General features: G+C 51.8%; 19 protein-coding genes, 3 tRNA genes and 1 other annotated feature. Of the genes, 1 reads left to right on the forward strand and 21 read right to left on the reverse strand.

Features of this window, described 5'->3' with window-relative positions; translation table 11 throughout:
- The 3 genes from IEV46_RS13485 to IEV46_RS13495 all read right to left on the reverse strand — a co-directional run bounded on the left by IEV46_RS13485 (position 1) and on the right by IEV46_RS13495 (position 2,771).
- A complete protein-coding gene (locus IEV46_RS13485; protein WP_188433102.1) occupies positions 1-888 on the reverse strand; it encodes an osmoprotectant ABC transporter substrate-binding protein in 888 nt (295 codons plus the stop codon).
- 63 nt (positions 889-951) lie between these two features.
- Positions 952-1,608: an ABC transporter permease gene (locus tag IEV46_RS13490; protein WP_188433079.1), complete on the reverse strand. Its 657-nt coding sequence runs from the start codon at positions 1,606-1,608 to the stop codon at positions 952-954.
- Positions 1,609-1,625: 17 nt separating this feature from the next.
- Positions 1,626-2,771: a betaine/proline/choline family ABC transporter ATP-binding protein gene (locus IEV46_RS13495; RefSeq protein ID WP_188433080.1), complete on the reverse strand. Its 1,146-nt coding sequence runs from the start codon at positions 2,769-2,771 to the stop codon at positions 1,626-1,628.
- Positions 2,772-3,217: 446 nt separating this feature from the next.
- On the opposite strand from IEV46_RS13495, the gene IEV46_RS13500 reads away from it, so the two are divergent.
- A complete protein-coding gene (locus IEV46_RS13500; protein ID WP_373284620.1) occupies positions 3,218-3,832 on the forward strand; it encodes a GbsR/MarR family transcriptional regulator in 615 nt (204 codons plus the stop codon).
- Positions 3,833-3,986: 154 nt separating this feature from the next.
- On the opposite strand, the gene rplT is transcribed toward IEV46_RS13500, so the two are convergent.
- From rplT to polA, 18 genes are all read right to left on the reverse strand, one after another.
- Positions 3,987-4,346: a 50S ribosomal protein L20 gene (rplT, locus tag IEV46_RS13505; protein ID WP_188433081.1), complete on the reverse strand. Its 360-nt coding sequence runs from the start codon at positions 4,344-4,346 to the stop codon at positions 3,987-3,989.
- 49 nt (positions 4,347-4,395) lie between these two features.
- Entirely contained in the window at positions 4,396-4,593 is a 198-nt protein-coding gene (gene rpmI / locus IEV46_RS13510; RefSeq protein ID WP_009712049.1) for a 50S ribosomal protein L35, read from the reverse strand.
- 21 nt (positions 4,594-4,614) lie between these two features.
- The gene (infC, locus tag IEV46_RS13515) at positions 4,615-5,115 is read right to left on the reverse strand and encodes a translation initiation factor IF-3 (RefSeq protein ID WP_229736121.1); all 501 of its coding nucleotides are present in this window, start codon (positions 5,113-5,115) and stop codon (positions 4,615-4,617) included.
- A gap of 56 nt (positions 5,116-5,171) precedes the next feature.
- Positions 5,172-5,288 (reverse strand) — a sequence feature (ribosomal protein L20 leader region).
- A gap of 66 nt (positions 5,289-5,354) precedes the next feature.
- Complete coding sequence (gene thrS / locus IEV46_RS13520) at positions 5,355-7,286, reverse strand: threonine--tRNA ligase (protein ID WP_188433082.1); 1,932 nt, start codon at positions 7,284-7,286, stop codon at positions 5,355-5,357.
- Positions 7,287-7,633: 347 nt separating this feature from the next.
- Complete coding sequence (gene ytxC / locus IEV46_RS13525) at positions 7,634-8,539, reverse strand: putative sporulation protein YtxC (RefSeq protein ID WP_188433083.1); 906 nt, start codon at positions 8,537-8,539, stop codon at positions 7,634-7,636.
- 84 nt (positions 8,540-8,623) lie between these two features.
- Entirely contained in the window at positions 8,624-9,343 is a 720-nt protein-coding gene (locus IEV46_RS13530; RefSeq protein ID WP_188433084.1) for a thermonuclease family protein, read from the reverse strand.
- Positions 9,344-9,362: 19 nt separating this feature from the next.
- Positions 9,363-10,031 carry a metal-dependent hydrolase gene (locus IEV46_RS13535; RefSeq protein WP_188433085.1) on the reverse strand — a complete coding sequence of 223 codons (669 nt, stop codon included), beginning with the start codon at positions 10,029-10,031 and terminating at the stop codon, positions 9,363-9,365.
- Positions 10,032-10,271: 240 nt separating this feature from the next.
- A tRNA-Leu gene (locus tag IEV46_RS13540) sits at positions 10,272-10,360 on the reverse strand.
- Positions 10,361-10,371: 11 nt separating this feature from the next.
- A tRNA-Gly gene (locus IEV46_RS13545) sits at positions 10,372-10,446 on the reverse strand.
- A gap of 7 nt (positions 10,447-10,453) precedes the next feature.
- Positions 10,454-10,529 (reverse strand) — tRNA-Phe (locus IEV46_RS13550).
- A gap of 64 nt (positions 10,530-10,593) precedes the next feature.
- Positions 10,594-11,535, reverse strand: a complete 942-nt coding sequence (gene dnaI / locus IEV46_RS13555) for a primosomal protein DnaI (RefSeq protein WP_188433086.1) — start codon at positions 11,533-11,535, stop codon at positions 10,594-10,596.
- The gene (locus IEV46_RS13560) at positions 11,535-13,037 is read right to left on the reverse strand and encodes a replication initiation and membrane attachment family protein (protein WP_188433087.1); all 1,503 of its coding nucleotides are present in this window, start codon (positions 13,035-13,037) and stop codon (positions 11,535-11,537) included. Before IEV46_RS13560 ends, dnaI begins: the two co-directional genes overlap by 1 nt.
- Positions 13,038-13,130: 93 nt before the next feature.
- Positions 13,131-13,628: a transcriptional regulator NrdR gene (gene nrdR, locus IEV46_RS13565; RefSeq protein WP_188433088.1), complete on the reverse strand. Its 498-nt coding sequence runs from the start codon at positions 13,626-13,628 to the stop codon at positions 13,131-13,133.
- A 153-nt stretch (positions 13,629-13,781) separates the two neighbouring features.
- Positions 13,782-14,837: a glyceraldehyde-3-phosphate dehydrogenase gene (locus IEV46_RS13570; protein ID WP_188433089.1), complete on the reverse strand. Its 1,056-nt coding sequence runs from the start codon at positions 14,835-14,837 to the stop codon at positions 13,782-13,784.
- 99 nt (positions 14,838-14,936) lie between these two features.
- A complete protein-coding gene (locus tag IEV46_RS13575; protein ID WP_188433090.1) occupies positions 14,937-15,572 on the reverse strand; it encodes a lytic transglycosylase domain-containing protein in 636 nt (211 codons plus the stop codon).
- Positions 15,530-16,138: a dephospho-CoA kinase gene (gene coaE / locus IEV46_RS13580; protein ID WP_229736123.1), complete on the reverse strand. Its 609-nt coding sequence runs from the start codon at positions 16,136-16,138 to the stop codon at positions 15,530-15,532. The genes IEV46_RS13575 and coaE overlap by 43 nt, the downstream gene beginning before the upstream one ends.
- Before the next feature lie 53 nt (positions 16,139-16,191).
- The gene (gene mutM, locus IEV46_RS13585; protein ID WP_188433092.1) at positions 16,192-17,016 is read right to left on the reverse strand and encodes a DNA-formamidopyrimidine glycosylase; all 825 of its coding nucleotides are present in this window, start codon (positions 17,014-17,016) and stop codon (positions 16,192-16,194) included.
- A gap of 17 nt (positions 17,017-17,033) precedes the next feature.
- Positions 17,034-19,679, reverse strand: coding sequence for a DNA polymerase I (gene polA / locus IEV46_RS13590; protein ID WP_188433093.1), 2,646 nt, complete (start codon positions 19,677-19,679; stop codon positions 17,034-17,036).
- Positions 19,680-19,752 lie beyond the last annotated feature (73 nt).

Below are 19,752 nucleotides of genomic sequence, written 5' to 3' on the forward strand. Positions count from 1 at the left end.
TCACCTCCCGGATATTTCGTGCTTGAAGTAATCGTGTTTCTCAAGGAACTCTTTGGCTACCGTTGCCGGTTCTTTCATATTGACATCCGCTTCATAGTTCATCTCCAGCATGGTGTCGGTATCGATTTTACCAGCCAACCTCTCCAGGATATCCCGGATTTCGGGATGCTTTTTCAACACATCATTCCGAGCCACCGGTGAAGCGTCATAGGGCGGAAAAAACTGTTTGTCATCCTCCAAGGCGACCAAATCAAATGCTTTCAACCGTCCGTCGGTGGTATAAGCGAGAACCACGTCCATTTTTCCGCTTCCCACCGCCTGATACACCAACCCGATTTGCATGGGAAAGGTACGATTAAATTTAAATCCGTAAGTATTGACAAAACCCTCGTAGCCGTCCCCTTTCCGTTTCAACCAACTGCTGTCCACACCCAGACTCAGCTTGGAAGCCACCCGTTTTAAATCCGACACGGTTTTCAGTTGTTCTTTTTCCGCCGTTTTCCGGGTGACCGTAAAAGCATAAGAGTTAGCAAAGCCATAGGAATCAAACCAAGTTTGGTCAAAGCGTTTGTAAAATTCTTTCTGAACCCGTTGAAGTGCTTTTTCCGGATCTTTTTCCGGCTCCATCGCCAATGCTCCGGTCAAATCCGTCCCGGTATAGCGTGTGGGGGTAATATCCACATCTCCGTTTGTCATCGCCTGATGCTGAACCGTGGAAGATCCCAGATTCTCAACCATTTCCACATTCAGGTGAGTCTCTTTTTCAATCATCAGGCGGACAATATGGCTCACAATAGCTGATTCCGTCGTATTCACTGTACCGATCTTGACAGTGTTGTGGGACGGTCCGCTCAATCCCGGCAACGAACAGCCGCTTACGAGTGACATCAGCAGCACCGATACAATCAGTAATCTCCCAATCCGTTTCCACACCTTTATGCTCCCTCCTCTCTAAACGACGGCTTCTTTTGAATCTCTGATCCCTTTGGGCGTGACCCATTTTTCCAGAAGGCCGAGGAAAAAATCGGTGATGAGGGCCAACAGAGTTACCGGTACCGCTCCGGCAACAATGTAGTCGGTTCGGAACAGATTCAGCCCGTTAAAGATAAAATCCCCCAGTCCCCCCGCCCCGATAAAAGAAGCCAAGGTGGCCCAGCCGATCAGATAGACCGTTGACAATCGGATCCCGGCCATAATAATCGGCATCGCCAGCGGAACCTCAACATAGCGGATCCGTTGCCAGCCATTCATACCCATTCCCCGGCCCGCCTCCAGCAATCCTTGATTCACCCCTCGGATCCCGGTATAGGTGTTCCGCAAAATAGGCAAAACTGAATAAAGAAATAATGCCACAATCGCAGGACCCGTCCCGACTCCGAGAATGGGAATGAAAAAAGCCAGTATGGCAAGACTGGGGAACGTCTGCACCACACCCACAACCCCCATCACCAGTCCGGCCGCCTTCGGAGTCCGTGACAACAGGATGCCAAGGGGAATCGCCACCAGAATTCCGAGGAGAACAGCAATGAGGGAGATGTACAGGTGTTCCCATGTTTTAAGCAACAATTCGTCACCGTTTTCAGCAAGAAACTGTTTTAAAGCCTGCATGTCCTGCTTCCTCCCTCCTATTGATCTTGGTTGGCAAATGCATCTTCTTCTCCCCAGATGGAATCGTAGACGATATCCACCAGGTTGGCTCGGGTCACAATCCCGTCGAGACGGTTTTCATCATCGACAACGGGGACATATTTCATCCCTTTCTTCAGGATTTTTCGTATGGTATCTCGCAATAAATCCTCTTTTTTAACCGCATAGATGTCAGTCTCCAACACATCCCCAACCTGCTGCGCCTTTTTGCGGTTTTGATCCAGGATCTCCACATCGATATACCCTTGAAGGATATTTCGTTCATCCACGACCAAGAGCGTGTCCACTCTGCGCTCCTTCATTAACTGAATGGATGCGGACAAAGACTTGTCCACCGAGATTGTCACTGGATTCGGATTCATGACCTGTCCCACTGTTTGAATATTGGGCCTCGCTTGGATCAGACGTTCTTTCCCGATAAATTCCTCCACAAATTCATTGGCGGGATTTCGCAGGATTTCATCGGGAGTGCCAACTTGGACCAGTTTTCCCTCCCGCATAATGACGATCCGATCAGCCAACTTCAGCGCTTCATCCATGTCGTGAGTCACAAAGATAATTGTCTTGCCAAGGGACTGTTGCAGATTTTTAAACTCTTCCTGCAAGGACTCCCGGGTAATCGGATCCAAAGCACCAAAGGGTTCATCCATCAAGATCAAGGGAGGATCCGCTGCCAATGCGCGTAAAACACCGATCCGCTGTTGTTGACCGCCACTCAGTTCGTGAGGATAACGGTATAAATACTCCGGATTCATATTTACCAGCTTCAATAACTCCTCGGCTCGATTTTTCCGTCGATCTTCCGGCCATTTCAACAATTTGGGGACGAGTGCGATGTTTTCCATGATCGTCATATGAGGAAAAAGACCGATCTGTTGAATGACATAACCGATGGAACGCCTGAGTTCCACCTGATTTTTATGCAGGATGTTTTCACCCTTGATATAAATGCTTCCTTCCGAAGGCTCAATCAAGCGGTTGATCATTTTCATGGTGGTGGTTTTTCCACAGCCACTCGGGCCGATAATAACAACGAATTCTCCCTGTTCCACCTCCAGCTTTAAGTCTTCAACCGCTTTTTTACCGCCGGAGTACACTTTAGTCACATAGTCAAACTTCAGCAATAAAGCCACCTCCCAATCAAATTGCCGATAAATGAAGCAGTTATTCCAAACCTTAACCAACCGAAGGCTTCATAAACTCATGGCAAGATCTTTATTATTTCCCTCCTCTGAACGTTCCAATCTGCCATCGGTTTTCCCATTTGCCAATTATGTCGGGCTGATTCTGATAGATGGACCGGTGGGTGTGACTGCCTCTTCACCTGATCATGCAAACCTCCAACATAATTTAGTATAAAGTAAATAGTCTGATGTATGAAATTTAGATACTGGACATATAGTCTGTTTTGTTTATACAAATTTTATTTAACATCAATTGTGTGGATTAACGTTACAGATCCTCTGGTTTCCATGGAGATGCTCCAAAAATCTCACTTCGGGATTCAGATACAAATATGTTACATTGATCTCGAAACAGGAGTTAAAGGAGGGTGCTTGTGGGAGGGCCAATGCTTGACAGGATCCATCATGCGGAAGAACAGTTTGTAGAGAGAATGGCTGATAATATGAACACCTTTGGAGTTTCGTCCACTTTGGGGCGGGTTCTCGGAATTATCTATATGAAACGGAAACCCATGACCCTCGATGAATTGTCAGCAGAAACCGGCATGAGCAAAGCCCGCATGAGCCAAGTAATCCGCGAACTGACCGACCTCAATCTCGCAGAAAAAGTATTTAAAAAAGGCGTCAGAAAAGATTTGTACAATGTGGAGCCGGATTACTATCAAACATTTATTTCTATATTCACCTCCCAATGGAGGAAGGCGATAAATAGAAATAGAAAATTCGGGCTAACATTATCCAGGGAATTGGTTGAAATACAGGAAACCGAAGGGTTGGATGAGGAAACAGAACAAAAGGTCAATGAATTGTTAAAGGAAACCAAGGAGTGGCTGGACTATTATGATTGGTTGAACCGCTTGACGGAGTTCTTTGAAAGCGGAGAAGTGTTTCAACATGTCCCCAAGGTTCAACCAAAAGTAAGAAAGTTGGATCCCACACAGCTAAGGAAGAGACTTAAAAGGGCTTGTGTATCTCCATTGCCGGGGGACGGACCGGTGTAACCGTCTTCAATCTCTTGCAAAGGCGCATCGGGAGACCGCGAAGTGAATCCGGCGCGCTTGTGCCCTATGGATACAAAGGATCTCCCCTGATACACAGGCCACCACTCATTCTTAGTGAAAACCCCCGCGTCCAAAAGGAGGCGGGGGATTGAAATCAAGCGTTCACTTTACCTTTGGCCAGGTTGGCCAGCTCAGTGAATGCTTTTTTGTCATTGACAGCCAGATCAGCCAGCATTTTGCGGTTGATATTCACGCCCGCCTGTTTCAGGCCGTACATCAGTTTGTTGTAGGAAAGGCCGTTCATACGGGCGGCGGCATTGATCCGGGTAATCCAGAGCCGACGAAAGTCACGTTTTCTTTGGCGCCGGTCACGGTAGGAATAACTCAGTGACTTCATCACTTGTTGTTTTGCGGTTTTAAACAGGGTATGTTTCGAACCGAAGTACCCCCGGGCCAGTTTCAAGACTTTTTTGCGGCGACGGCGGGTCACCGTCCCGCCTTTGACACGTGCCATGGCTCATTCCCTCCAAATCCAGCGCGTTTGATAGGATCCATCCTGTGAATCACTTGTAAGCAATCAGCTGCTTGATGCGTTTCACATCGGATTTGCTCATTGTGGTGCTCTTGCGCAACTTGCGCTTCGCACTCTTGGGTTTATGCTCCAACATGTGGTTCATATAAGCGTGATTTCGCTTCACCTTTCCGGTACCGGTTTTGTTAAAGCGTTTGGCCGCTGCGCGGCGGGTCTTCATTTTCGGCATCGATTGCTTCCTCCTGACTGATCAAGCATTATCCTTCTTGGGAGACAGGATCATGATCATATGGCGTCCTTCCATCTTGGGATAGCGCTCCACATCCCCGATCTCTTTCACTTCCTCCGCCATGCGATTGAGAATCCTGCGTCCAATATCTTGGTGGGTGATTTCCCGACCCCGGAAACGGATGGTGAGCTTCACTTTGTCCCCATTGCTCAAAAACTTTTTGACGTTGCGAAGCTTGGTGTTGACGTCATGCTCTTCAATGGAAGGACTGAAGCGAATCTCTTTGATCTGAATGGTTTTTTGGTTCTTCCGGGCCTCTTTTTCCCGCTTGCTCTGCTCATAACGGTATTTACCGTAATCCATGATCCGACAAACCGGCGGTTTAGCCTTGGGCGCGACATTGACGAGGTCCAGATCCGCCTCCTGGGCCAGGCGAAGAGCTTCACGGAGCGGCTGAATACCCAGTTGGTTCCCATTGGAATCGATCAGACGCACCTCACGGGCACGGATGGCCTCGTTCACCAGATGCTGTTCTTTGCTAATAACCTGCCACCTCCGAAGGAGTAGTGTAACAAGGGTACGCCAAAAAGGTGTGAGCAAAGCGCCCACACCTGTCATCCCATCATACAAAACCGAGAACCTGTCAACTGCCTTTGCGTCGATCAGGTGAGAAGCGGGCGCTTCTGCTTGAATATCATAGGAATCGTATCATGGGATCCGGTACCTGTCAAGAGGTGGAGGATCACAGCCTCCACGCTGCCTTACACCTTCTCTTCAATCTCTTGTTGCAGTTCCTGGATCAAGGCATCCACACTCCGGGCGCCTTGATCTCCCTGGCCGTGACGGCGGACGGCCACGGTTCCCTGTTGTTCTTCCTTTTGACCGACGACCAACATATAGGGGATTTTCTGCAGCTGGGCCTCCCGGATCTTGTACCCGATCTTCTCGCTGCGGGAGTCCAGTTCCGCCCGAATACCGGCGCCTTGGAGACGGTCCACCACCCCGGCGGCATAATCGTGGAAGGCGTCCGTGATGGTCATCACCCGGGCTTGGATCGGAGCAAGCCAGAGGGGAAGAACTCCCTTGTAGTACTCCAGCAGGAAAGCGACAAAGCGCTCCATGGTGCCAACGATTCCCCGGTGAATCACCACTGGGCGGTGGGGTTGGCCGTCTTCGCCGATGTATTCCAGACCAAATTGATTGGGCAAGTGGAAATCCATCTGGACAGTGGACAGGGTTTCATCTTTTCCGAGAGCAGTCTGAACTTGCACATCCAGTTTGGGCCCGTAGAAAGCGGCTTCCCCCTTGGCTTCCACATAGTCGACACCCATTTCGTCCATCGCTTCCCGAAGAATCCGCTGGCTGGTTTCCCACATCTCATCGTTTTGGACATATTTTTTCTTATCTTCAGGATCCCGGTAGGACAAACGATACCAGAAATCTTGAATCCCAAAGTCGCGATAAACCTCTTCGATCAGTTGCACCACCCGGATAAATTCAGATTTGATCTGATCCGGGCGGCAAAAGATATGGGCATCGTTCAAGGTCATGGCTCGGACCCGCTGCAATCCGGACAGGGCCCCGGACATTTCGTGGCGATGCATCATCCCCAGCTCTGCGATCCGGACAGGCAGATTGCGATAGCTCTTCAGATCGTTTTTGTAAATCATCATATGGTGAGGACAGTTCATCGGCCGCAAGACCAACTCTTCATTATCCATCTTCATCGACGGATACATGTCCTCATGATAGTGATCCCAATGGCCGGAGATTTTGTACAGCTCCACACTGGCCAAGTGAGGAGTGTACACATGCTGATACCCCAAGCGCTCTTCCTTGTCAACAATGTAACGCTCAATAATCCGACGGATCGTGGCTCCGTTGGGCAGCCAGAGGGGGAGTCCCTGTCCCACCTCTTGGGACAGGGTGAAGATCTTCAATTCTTTGCCCAGCTTGCGGTGATCCCGCTCCTTCGCTTCTTCCAACTGTTTAAGATAGTCATTCAGCTGAGACTGTTTGGGCCAGATCGTTCCGTAGACCCGCTGCAACATCCGGTTCTCCGAGTCGCCCCGCCAATAGGCCCCGGCCACGCTCAACAGCTTGAAGTTTTTCAGTTTGCCCGTGGAGGGAACATGGGGACCCCGACACAGGTCGAAAAACTCTCCCTGTTCATACAGGGTGATCTCCTCTCCCTCCGGTAGCTCCCGGATCAACTCCAGTTTCAGTTCATCCCCTGCTTCCTCATAGATGCGAAGAGCTTCTTCCCTGGAGACGACCCGCCGCTTTATCGGGTGATCCTCCTTGGCAATCTTCCGCATCTCTTCCTCGATTTTGGGCAAATCATCCGCGGTCAGGGGCTGAGTCAGATCCATATCATAGTAAAATCCGTTTTCGATAACAGGACCGATGCCCAACTTCACATCGGAAAAGAGGCGCTTAACGGCCTGGGCCATCAGATGGGTCGCACTGTGGCGGTAAACCTCCAACCCTTCCGGGTCCTCCAAGGTCAGAATCCGCACCTTGGCTCCGTCAGGCACTTCCCAGGACAGATCCACAGTCTTCCCGTCCACCTGCCCGGCAATCGCTTTTTTGGCCAGTCCGCGGCTGATCGATTCAGCCACTTTTCGAATCGTCACCTTCTCTCCCTCAAATTGTCGGACAGATCCGTCCGGCAGTTTGATGGCCACGCTCATTCCGCTTCACTCCTTTTGAGATAAATAAAAAACACCCGATCCCTGTCCAAGGGACGAGTGTTTGAAGACACACGCGGTTCCACCCTGATTCAGCTGCTGTCTCTCCGGAGACAACAACCCTCTCGGCACGGTAACGGTGTGCAAAACCGGCAACCGATACTGACCCCAGGGGGTGTTCCCGGCGCAGCTCAGAGGGGGTCGTCCTTCCGCCCAGAGGGTTTAGGGGCTTGCAGCCGGTGGCCCCTATTCTCTGAAACCGTAAGCGGAAAACGGTGTCCTCGTCATCGCCAAGGTCCAAACGTTTGGACCATGAATTTATGTAATTATATCGCCGGGATTCACCAGCGTCAACCTTTCGGAACAAAACCGTCTTCCCGGCCTTTCAAGTGCCGACAGCCGGAACATCCGTTGCAGATCGTTATCCGATCCTCAAACACCTGCATCAGGGTGCAAACCACATTCTCCTCCCGGTTTCGTGTATGAAGGACCACTTGTTCCGGTGCCACCGTCAACAGTGTGCTGACGATGAGATCTTCATGGGAGGTAACCTGATCCATCAACTCTTCCACCGTGTGATCCATCTCCTTCATCTGCAGGGGTCGGCCTTCCCCATCAAGGAGACGGAATCTCCGGATGCCGATATGAAGCACATGCACCAGAGGTACTTTCGGCTGCTGAATGGAGACAAAATACCGGAGCAGATCGATAAACTCCCGATACTCCTGATCGAGCAGATATTCATCAATTGCATGTTCCACCAACTTCATCAAAATGTCCCGGTACCGCTTCATGCGAAATTGAAAATATCCATCGACGGCCAAATCCCGGTGATTGCAGAAATACTTGGCTATTTGACGGGCCATCCAATGTTTCCTTCTCCGGTGGGAAGGCTCCTCCGCCTCGGAATCATCCAGCAGATGATAAGCATAACGCTCAATCTCCCGGGACTCCCCCGGGTTCCAGTAATGGAAATCCTGGGTGATGATCCGGCGGATCAAATTCGGCTCATTTACAGCCAAATAATAATCCGCCACCGCTCTTCCCAAGGAATGGCGCAAACCCTGCTCCGACTTTTCCCCCGCCACCCGGTTTTGGATATAAAAAACGGTGCGGGTCCCTTGGTCAAATTCCTCCAAACAGCAACTGAAACCGGATCGTTCCAAACGGGCCGCCTGCTGATTCAACAGCTCGCGCATCTGTCCGGCTTCCCTTGATGTCACCGGTCCCGGAACCGAGATTTGATAAGCGGCCATTCCTCCGCCCCCCGCTTTGTCCATCGTTTAAAGCTAGTATATGGGTGGCCGTTGCAGGGTATACGTCCCAGAGGACAGGACTTCTCATCGGGCGTTGGCCGGTGCTCGGTAACCCGCCTCTTTTGCCTCCTGCTCTGTGCAAAACCAGCGTTCCGGCTTAGTTTCATCATATTGGGGACTCATCCGTGTATGATAGATCTTCTCTCCCTTCCGATTGATATTCCCCTTGATTTTCCCAACGCAGCCCTCATCCTGTCCGGTTTTCGCCTCCTGATCGTCTTCTTTCCGCCACAGTCCTGCATCCTTCTTGCGCGCCTCCCGCTCCAGGCGAAGGAAGGTTTCCTGATATTTCACATTGGGCGGAACCGTCATAATCCGGGCATATCCTTCTTTTACCAGGGTGGCGTTAAACAGTTCATCCTTCAACCACAGATATGCCAGGAGGCGACCGTACTGATCCCGTTTTTCCTCGTCCAGCTCCAGCCGGACCTCTTTTCCTTCCAAACGATCCTTCGTATAATGGGAAGCTTCCTTCCCGTAATACTCCACACCGATTTTTGGATGGTTTGTCTCCGGTGTGTTCACACCGATGAAACGAACTTTTTCCTCTTTTCCCCCGATCTCGACAACTACGGTATCTCCGTCGATGACACGAATGACCCGTCCTTTCTCCAACCCTTGGCCCGGGGGTTTCAAACCTTTCACCGGTTCGCCTGCTCCCGCAGATTCACCACTCTGACATCCGGCGACCAGCAGGAGCAACATTACCAACCCGATCAGAATCCGCACTTTGCTGTTTCTCATCTTTTCCTCCGTGCTTCGTTTATCCGCCCCACCCGAACAGACCTTTCACCGTATCCAACTGCTGCATGGTGGAGCTGAGGAAAGTATCAAAAGAAGTTTCCTGAAAAAGCAGCCAAATCAGTGCCAGACCCCCTCCGTACATGGAGATTTTCCCCGTCATCTTGTCAATCTTGTCACCGGATCGAATACGGACCCCCAAATTTCTCAGACCGATTCGCTTTTTCCAAGGCCAGAAGAATGGCACTCCCCCGACCGTGACAGCATCGGCGAGCAGATGGGAAAAATACCCCAGAGCCATAGCCAAGGCGTAGGGAGGATGAGCCAAATATGTGATCCAAGTAACAATACCCATGGATAAAAATGAATGAGTAAAACTCCTGTGGGGGATAAACGCCACCGCGACTGCATAGATCCCCGAAAAGAAAATCCACCAATCCAATCCTTGAAGCAGGGCAAACAGAGCAAAGATACCGCCGAGGGCGGCCAAGGCCACCGACCGATATCGGATCGATTTGAACAACAAGTTGTTCAACAGGCTATTGTCTTCATCAATATCCGGCACGAGGGAGCCCAAGGAGGCGATCAACACCATTCCCGTAGCTTCCAAAAGATGACCTCCTGCACCGGTGACCCCCACGGCAACCGCACCCGCTGTCAATCCTAATGCCAGATGGGTATTGCCTGTCACTACTTCCCTTCCTCCTTTCGGAATAAATACCAACATATGTTTGGTCCCCAGGTTAAGAAAAAAACCGGCCCTCGGTATGTGAGTTTCCGGCATTTTCCTCTCACCTGTATATAAAATCATTTTACACGAACATCAAGCATCTGGCGATCCCCCGTCCCCAATCTTTCTTGAAAACAAAAAAAGCCCGCGACACGCACAGGCGTACGGGAGTCCCTTGAATCAGAAAGCGTCATGTCTGTCTGGTACCGAGGGTCGGACTCGAACCGACACGGTGGATCTCCACCCCGGGATTTTAAGTCCCGTGCGTCTACCTATTCCGCCACCCCGGCATATACAGAAATGGAGCGGATGACGGGATTCGAACCCGCGACCCCCGCCTTGGCAAGGCGGTGCTCTACCACTGAGCCACATCCGCTCGAACATGGTGGTTCGGGACGGAATCGAACCGCCGACACGAGGATTTTCAGTCCTCTGCTCTACCGACTGAGCTACCGAACCTGTTAAATTAACTTGCGACAGAATTAATTATAACATGATATACTCCCGGAAGCAAGGATAATTTTTAGGAATCTGCCTTTCTGCGGTTTCGACCATCGACATAAAAAACATCCACCTGGTGCCGGATCCGCTCCATCATCCGTTTCGCCTTCAACCGTTCGATTCCCCCTTTATCTGAGTGGGCCAAATGGTCTTCCAGTTCGTCCAAATCCAGGTTGGATGTCATCACCGTCGGCAATTTTTCCATCATCCGGTACTGCAAAATCGCCCCCAGAATTTCGTCCCGGGTCCAAGGTGTCATATTCTCTGCCCCGATATCATCCAGAATCAGAACCGTGGCTTTTTTTAGGGCATCCAGTTTCTGTTGCACCCCTCCATCACGGATGGAGTCCTTCACTTCCCGAATAAAGTCCGGAACATAGACCATCAAAGAGTCTACGCCAAATCGGACCAGATCCTGGGCCATGGCGCCGGCGATCCGACTTTTTCCCACCCCGAAGGGGCCGTATAAGTAAAGACCTTTCCGAGGACGGCCCGATGCAAACTGCTCACAAAAATCCATCGCCGCTTCAATCACTTCCGCCCGTTTTGAATCCCAGGTCATCTGTTCAAAAGTGGCATTGAGAATTTCTGCAGGGATATGATGACTTTGGATCAGCTGTTTCCGATTCCGCTCCTCAACCCAAGCTTTCTGTTTATCGCAGGGGGCCAGCCTCAGATCCAAGTAACCCCCATACAGATGCAGTTGCGAACGGTGTCCCTTCACCAGATTGGGGCAATGGTCCAGACCGGGACAGCGCTCACACTGCTCCCATTCCATCACCATCTGTCGCAAATGAGTCTGGGAGCGTCGGTATATTTCCCTCGGAACTTCGGGATGTTTCTCCCGAAAAGAGCGGACAGCGGGATGGGATAGAAACCGATCCAGCTTCCGGTCCGGATTTGGGCTTAACCGTCGGGAAAGCCGGTCTTTAAGCGGATTCACCACATTATCGATCCGTTCCATCACTGTTCATTCCCCTTCTCCTGCATTCGTTGGCCGAGTCGCTGGCGCATCCGGTCCAACCTGGCCCGCAACCGGGCTTCTGTCTCCGGATCAACCTCCACGCCGGAGGCTTTCTCCCCTTTGGCTTCCCGTTCCATCGCCTCCGCAACGGCCCGGGGAAGTGGCTGCTCTCTCTCCCGAGCCAGTCTTTTCCCGGCCCGGGGGGGTCTTTTGCTGGATGCGGTTCCTTTGTGCTTGTTCCACTCCCAGTTCAGCTCCTGGCTGGCCATCTTTCGCGCTTCTTCCACTGTACGCACTTGCTTTCGAGCCCAATGGCCGGCGATTTTTTCCACTAGAGACCGGGGAAGTTTATAGTCGTAAGAGTACAGCACATACTCCAGGAGAACATTGATCACACCGGGAGGGAGACCATAATTTCGGGACAGATCTTCCACCAGCTCCAGATCTGCCCGGGGGATTTGCTTACCATTTTGAAAATGGGACAAGAGTTCAACGGGAGAGAGCTTTTCCAACAATCGGAAATGGCGCTCTTCCTCTGACAGTTCATCTGGTTTTTTTCGGGTTGGAGGGTCTCCGGTCATAGCCTCCTCCCCTCTGGTATTCCCCCGTTTGATCTTCTCCCGGTCCACCACTACCGGTGAACTGCCAAAACGCATCCGGTATTGACTGCGAATAAAAGAACGGAGACGATCCACATCAATTTTCCCCTGTTGGGTGACATAGGGATTCTGCAGGGCCCGGATCAGATCCCAGTCATCCAACTGATAAAGGAACCGAAGTTCAAGCACCTGCTCTTCCACCCGTTGGGTCCAAGCTCCCTTGTCCAACAGGTTTTGCAACCGGGCCTTGACCATGGACAGGTCATCCCCTTCCTCCGCCGAAAACACCGGGGGCTTTCCCTCCTCCTGCCCGTCACCCCCTCCCACCGCCGACAGAGAAAGATCGTTTTCCAATTCCGTCACTGAGCGGATCTCCGCAGGGGACAATGAGCCAAAAACTTGTTGGAAGGATCGTGTCACTTCAGTCCCCCGGTCTTCCTGGAGAAGATTGGTTTCCCCGGTTTCTACCATCTCTTCATAAAGGTTGCGGAACCGGTCTTTCCCCAAACGATTCAGAAGGGAGATACTGAGCACATCACTTTGAAAAAAAGAGCCCGGAGACAGAGGGGCAACCACTTCATACCAAAACATCCATCTGCCCGTCTCCTGTGTCCGGAATGTGTTCAGAAGTCCAACTCCCTCCAACCGGTACCGCGCCTTGAGCACTTCTCCCAGCGGAAGTTGCAACAGTTTCATCAGATCCAAGTGGGAATACAACCGAGAGATCCCCGGCCGATGCAGGGGCAGTTGACTGTAGAGGGTAAGATACAGGCTGACAGCCACCGCCCCGACCAGCGGTTGGTAAAGATGGACCAACACCAAGGGGTCCACCGGCTGAATCGGGCGCCGGCTCCGACTTCTCCAGCCATCCCGGGGGGTACATTCATTCCAGATCATCGACATCGACACCCGCCTCCCATCCGTTCTGGCAAAGGGATTACTATTGTACCAATAGAAACATTCCTTATCAAACCGGAACCGGATCGAATATCAGGCCTATTCTTCCGTCGATTTTCCTTTTTCCCCATCCCTCGCGTTGTGGGAGCGATTTAACAGTTCTTCCAATTCTTTTACAAAGACATTGATATCCCTGAATTGCCGATATACCGAGGCAAATCGGACATATGCCACTTCGTCGACGTCGACGAGCCGTTCCATGATGTGTTCGCCGATTTCCCGTGTCGGCACCTCCGTATTATTCTGCTCCCGCAGGCTTCGCTCCACATCGTCGACAAGCTCTTCCAGTCTCTCCATCGGAACTGATCGTTTTTCACAAGCGCGGATTAACCCCCGAAGGAGTTTGTCCCGGTTGAATTCCTCCCGGCCGCCATCTTTCTTAATGACAATCAGAGGCTTCTTTTCCAACATTTCAAACGTGGTGAAACGCCTGCCACAACTTTCGCACTGTCGTCTGCGCCGGATGGACTTCCCTTCGTGGGCGGGACGCGAGTCCAGAACCCGGCTTCCTATTGAATGACAATATGGGCAGCGCATCGATGCACTCCTCCCGCTTCAATCCTCCCCGAAGAATCAACGAATCGATCTAACTATACCACAAACAGCCGGGTTTGTACTCACAGGCGCTTTGATCCCCGTCATAAAAATAACAGCTGCTTCCCGGCCGGAACCGGAAAGCGGCTGTCTCTGTCACCGGGATCCAACTGTCACTTCCCGGAGTTGATCCTCTTCATATTTCCCGAAAAAAGGACGCCCCACCCACTTGACCAGGTCGACCACACGGCAGGAGTATCCCCACTCGTTGTCATACCAGGCAAGAACTTTTACCTGACGGTCGCCTACGGCCATGGTGGAGGGTGCATCCACAATGGCGGAATGGGAATTGCCGTTGAAATCGGTGGAAACCAAGGGTGTTTCACAGTATTGAAGAATCCCTTTGAGATGGGTTTCCGAGGCCTCTCTCAGCGCAGCATTCACTTCATCGACCCCCGCCGGTTGTCTCAGGTCCACCACCAAGTCCACCACAGATACATTGGGGGTGGGTACCCGAAGAGCCAGCCCATTCAATCGTCCCTCCAGCTCGGGAAGGATCTTCCCGATCGCGGAGGCGGCACCTGTTTTCGTCGGAATGATCGATTGGGCGCAAGCACGAGCCCGTCTCAGATCCTTATGAGGGTTGTCCAGATTTTTTTGGTCATTGGTATAGGAATGAACCGTGGTCATCAACCCTTGTTCGATCCCGAATTTATCCTGCAACACCTTCACCACCGGTGCCAGACAGTTGGTGGTGCAGCTGGCATTGGAAATAATCCGGTGCGCTTCAGGGTCGTAAGCGCTCTCATTGACGCCCATCACAATCATGGCGTCCTCATTTTTACCGGGGGCGGTGATTACCACCTTTTTGGCTCCCGCTTGCAGATGAAGCCCCGCGCCTTCCCGATCGCGAAACTTCCCGGTGGCCTCCACCACAATGTCGATATCGAGATCCCCCCAGGGAAGACCGGCGGGGTCACGGTTGGATACCAGCTTCACTTCCTTGCCATTGACGATCAACCGATCTCCATCCGCCCGGATCTCATCTTCCACCGTTCCGTGAATGGTGTCATATTTCACGAGATGGGCGAGCGTCTCAGCCGGATAGCTGGCATTGACTGCCACCACCTCGACATCCTCTTCATGGATCGCTTTTCGAAAGACCATCCTACCGATGCGGCCAAAACCGTTGATAGCTATTCGCAGAGGCATATTTTCCCCTTCCTTCACCCAATGTTACATACAAGTTCCCTTTAATATTATAATCAGTATAACACATATTGCAATAAACCTCTGTCAAAATTGGGCTTTTTATTGAGGAAGCGTATAAGTTTCCCGTTTTTTTACCAGATGAGAGTACAACGAACGGTACTTGTCATGGAAAAACATGACCCGTTGCACATAATGGCGTGTTTCACCATAGGGGATCTGATTCAGATTGCGACGGGTCCCGTCCCACCGACCCTCTTTCAACCATTTCTGCACATTGCCGGGACCCGCATTGTAGGCAGCGATGGTAGCCACTTGGTTCCCCTGAAATTCCTTCATCAATCCGGACAGATACCAACTGCCCATGTGGATATTGATTGCCGGATCCCGAACGGACTCTTTGAATGCCGGAGAAAACCGCCCTCTCTCCACTACCCAGTCCACTGTGTTGGGAGTCAGCTGCATCAATCCCTGGGCACCTGCATGGGACTCCACATCGGGATTGAACTTGCTTTCCACTCGGATGACAGCCATCACGAGAAAAGGATCCGCACCTGTGGCATCGGAACTGTACAGAATCTGCTCTTCGTAATCCAAGGGATACATCCATCGATTAAAAAGAGGGGTGGCAACAATCAAGAAGATCAGGAGCAGGATGAAGGCCAGTCCCAACTTTCGCTTAGACGGAAGAGCGGCTATAACCGGTTGGATCCACTTTTGGAGACCAAAGTTTCCCATAAAGCATCAACCTGTCTTTCCGTGTCCGCACGGGTACCGGAATTATCGATCAGTACATCGGCGAACTTTTTTTTCTCTGTGATCGGCATCTGGGCCTTGATCATCCTCTTGGCTTCTTCTCCGGAAATGCCTTCCCTGTCCATCAGTCGCTTCAATTGCAATTCTTCAGGGATATAAACAAGAACGACGATATCCGCCAAATAAGTCAGCCTTTCTTCAATCAAAAGAGGAACATCCAGAATCACCGGGCGGTCCGGAGCCTCTTTTTCGGCCTCCCGCACCTCTGCCTGCATCCGACGAATGATGAGGGGATGAAGAATATCGTTGAGATCTTTACGGGCTGCTGCATCTCCAAACACCCAGTTACGGAGAGCTTTTCGGTCCAGTTCCCCCGTCGCTCTAAACACCCCGTCACCAAACCGCTCCCGTACCCGCCTGTTCCCTTCGCTTCCAGGCTCCACCACGCGTCTGGCCACCTGATCGGCATCCACGATCGCCGCTCCCTTTTGGCGAAACCATTCGGAGACCGTACTCTTTCCGGTGGCAATCCCACCGGTCAAACCCACCTTCAACTTAACCCCTCCCCTCCAGTAAAATCCGCAAATCCCCTTGTCGGTTGTTATTGCTGACAATCGGGGCAAAAGTGAGTTCCCCGCCCGGCCACCACCCCGCGCTCAATCGGCCGACTACAACGGGGACAGGGTTCCCCTTTTCTTCCATACACCTGAATCTGCAATTGGAACATGCCCATTTCACCGTTCCCGTCCACATAACTGCGGACAGAGGAACCCCCCGCTTCAATTGCCTTCACCAAAGTGGAACGAATACTTTTATACAGCCGTTTCACCTCATCGGAACTCAGGGACTGCACCGGCCGTTCCGGATGGATTCCCGCAGTGAAAAGGGCCTCATCCACATAAATATTGCCAAGCCCACACAGGAATTCCTGATTGAGTAGAAGAGCTTTGATGTTGGTTTTTCGCTTGGCCAATCCGTCGGCAAACCCCGCTAAAGTAAACGCCTCAGACAAGGGTTCCGGCCCCAACTTGTGCAAAGGGGGAAGGCTCAATTCTTCCCCTTTCGGCCACAGATGCATGGTGCCGAACTGACGCACATCCCGGTATCTCAGTTCCGTTTCATCAGTGAAGCGGAAAATTACATGGGTATGCTTGGTCATGGGTGTTTCCGCTGATTCCAGACTGTAGCGCCCTTCCATGCGCAGATGGGAGACCAAGACCCAAGGGTCGAAAAAGATCCGGAGAAATTTCCCCCGGCGTTCCACTCCCGTCACCTTTCGTCCCTTCAGCATTTCCCCAAATAATTCCGGATCCGGGGGTTCCTTGATAATCCGGGGCAGAGCCACCTTCACCTCCTCCACCGTTTTCCCCGAGATCAGTTTCTGCAACGTCCGTTTGATAGTCTCAACCTCTGGCAACTCCGGCAATGTTCATTCTCTCCCCGTTATTTTGCTTCATACCAGGTCTTTCCTGTATTGATGTCCACTTGGAGGGGAACGGACAGCTTTACCGCATTCTCCATCACCCGACGAACCAGGTTGTCCAATGCTTCCATTTCCTCCGCAGGAGCTTCAAAGATGAGTTCATCGTGCACCTGCAGCAGAAGCCGTGCCCGGAATCCTTCTTTCTCCAACATGGAGTCCATCTCCACCATCGCCTTTTTGATGATATCCGCCGCTGTCCCCTGGATGGGCGTGTTCATCGCCGTCCGCTCAGCAAAACTGCGTCGGTTAAAATTGCGGGAGTTGATCTCCGGTAGATCTCGGCGTCTGTGGAGCATAGTGGTGACATAACCGTCCTTTTTCGCTTGACGGACAATATCCTCCATATAACGCTTCACTCCGGGATAACTGTCAAAGTAACGCTGGATAAACTCCCCCGCTTCCTTGCGGGTGATATTCAGGTTTTGAGACAGGCCGTAATCGCTGATTCCATATACAATCCCGAAATTGACCGCTTTGGCATGGCGGCGCATCCATGGAGTCACCTTATCGGCGGACACCCCGAAGACATCCATCGCTGTTTTGGTGTGGACGTCCAGCTCTTTTTGAAAGGCCTCCATCAGGTTCTCATCTCCGGACAAATGTGCCAGCACTCTTAACTCAATCTGGGAGTAGTCCGCTGACAGCATCAACCATTCTTCCTCCGAAGAAACAAACACCTGCCGGATTCGTCTCCCTTCCTCCAACCGGATGGGAATGTTCTGCAGGTTGGGATCGGTGCTGGACAGACGGCCGGTGGCGGTGATCGCTTGGTTGAACCGTGTATGGATTTTCCCTGTCTCCCCGTCGATTTCCTTGAGCAAACCTTCCACATAAGTGGAGATCAGTTTGCCCACCTGACGGTAATGCAGAATCTCTTCCACAATTTCATGTTGTGGTGCCAGTTTTTCCAGCACATCGGCACTTGTGGAGTATCCCGTTTTGGTCTTTTTCAAGACGGGCAGTCCCAGTTTGTCAAACAGAATCTCCCCCAACTGTTTGGGGGAATTGATGTTGAACTTTGCTCCCGCCAAATCGTAGATCTTCTCTGTCAGTTCATCCAGCCGGACCTGCAGCTCCTCCCCCAGGGATTGCAATCGTTCCCGGTCCACCTGAACCCCCTGCCACTCCATCTTCGCCAGCACCCGGGCCAAGGGCAATTCCAGATCGAAGTAAAGGGAGTCGAGACCGTTTTCCTTCAATTCCTCTTCCAGAACGGGCTGCAACCGGTGGATGGCCCGAGCTTTGCGGGCCAAGTGTTCTGCCAGCTCTTTCCCTTCCGGGCGACGGCGTTTGACACCTTTTCCGTACACCGCATCATCGTCGGGAAGTCCTCCTCCCCACTTTCGATCCACAATCTCCGAAAGTTCATGCCCCGACTCCGACGCGTTGATGAGATAAGAAGACAATAATATATCCCACGCAAATCCATCCGTCTCCAATCCCTGATGTTTCAGGGCGACACCTGTGGCCTTGACATCATAACAAACCTTCGTGCGATCCGGGTCCTGGAGCCATCGGCGGAAGCTTGGCCATTCTCTGGCCGTCCCCCACTCCAAAAAGAGTTGTTTCTTCCCGTCAGACAAGGCAACTGCCAGCACTTCGGCCCGATGGTAGTTCTCGTCGCTCATCTCCACGAACAGGGCCAGACCGTCCTGGGAAAGCCACTCATCCCAGTTCCTCGTCTCCTCCGGACTGACCATTTCCACCGCGATCTCTTCCGTCTCCCCGGGCTTTTCCTTTGCGTCCGATCCCCCGATCCGCTCCAGGAGGGACTTGAATTCCAGCTCCTTGAGGATCGGAGTGACCCGGCCGGTGTCGTATCCTTCATACTTCAGATCATTGATGCCGAAATCGAGGGGCACTTCACAAAATATGGTGGCCAACTCCTTGCTTAACAAAGCATCCCGCCGATTTTCGGCCACCCGTTCTTTCAGCTTTTTCCCCGGAAGGTTGTCGATGTTATCCAGGACCTTCTCAACACTTCCGTATTGGTGGAGAAGTTTCAGTGCCGTCTTTTCCCCCACACCGGGAATGCCCGGGATATTGTCGGATGGATCCCCCATCAGTCCTTTCAAGTCGATGATCTGTTCAGGCTTCAAACCGTATCTCTCTTCAATCCGGTGAAGGTCATACCGATCGGCATCGCTGACGCCCTTTTTGGTCATCAACAGGTGAACCCGATCAGAGACAAGTTGCAAAAGATCCTTGTCCCCGGTGACAATGGTGACCGCAATCCCAGCCCCCTCCGCCTGCCGGGCAAGGGTTCCGATAATATCATCCGCTTCATACTGTTCCAGCTCAAAGTGACGAATACCAAAGGCATCAAGGAGTCTCTTGATCAGGGGGATTTGTTCGGAAAATTCCCCCGGAGTTTTGTCCCGCTTGCCTTTATAATCCTTGTAATCCCGGTGGCGAAAGGTGAACTTCCCCGCATCAAAAGCAACCAATACATGGCTGGGCTTCTCCTCTTCCAACACCTTCATCAGCATCATGGTAAAGCCGTAGACAGCATTGGTATAGGTGCCTTGTCGGCTTTTGAGCAGAGGCAGGGCGAAAAACGCTCGGAAGGCAATACTGTTTCCGTCGATCAACACCAATTTGTCCATCCCGGACCTCCATTGTTTGGATTTTCTGTTCCGTCTCCCGTTGTCAGTCTCCTTCGCCGAAGATATAATGGGC

The sequence above is a fragment of the Kroppenstedtia guangzhouensis genome (genome assembly GCF_014637345.1).
GTDB classification, from domain to species: Bacteria; Bacillota; Bacilli; order Thermoactinomycetales; family DSM-45169; genus Kroppenstedtia; species Kroppenstedtia guangzhouensis.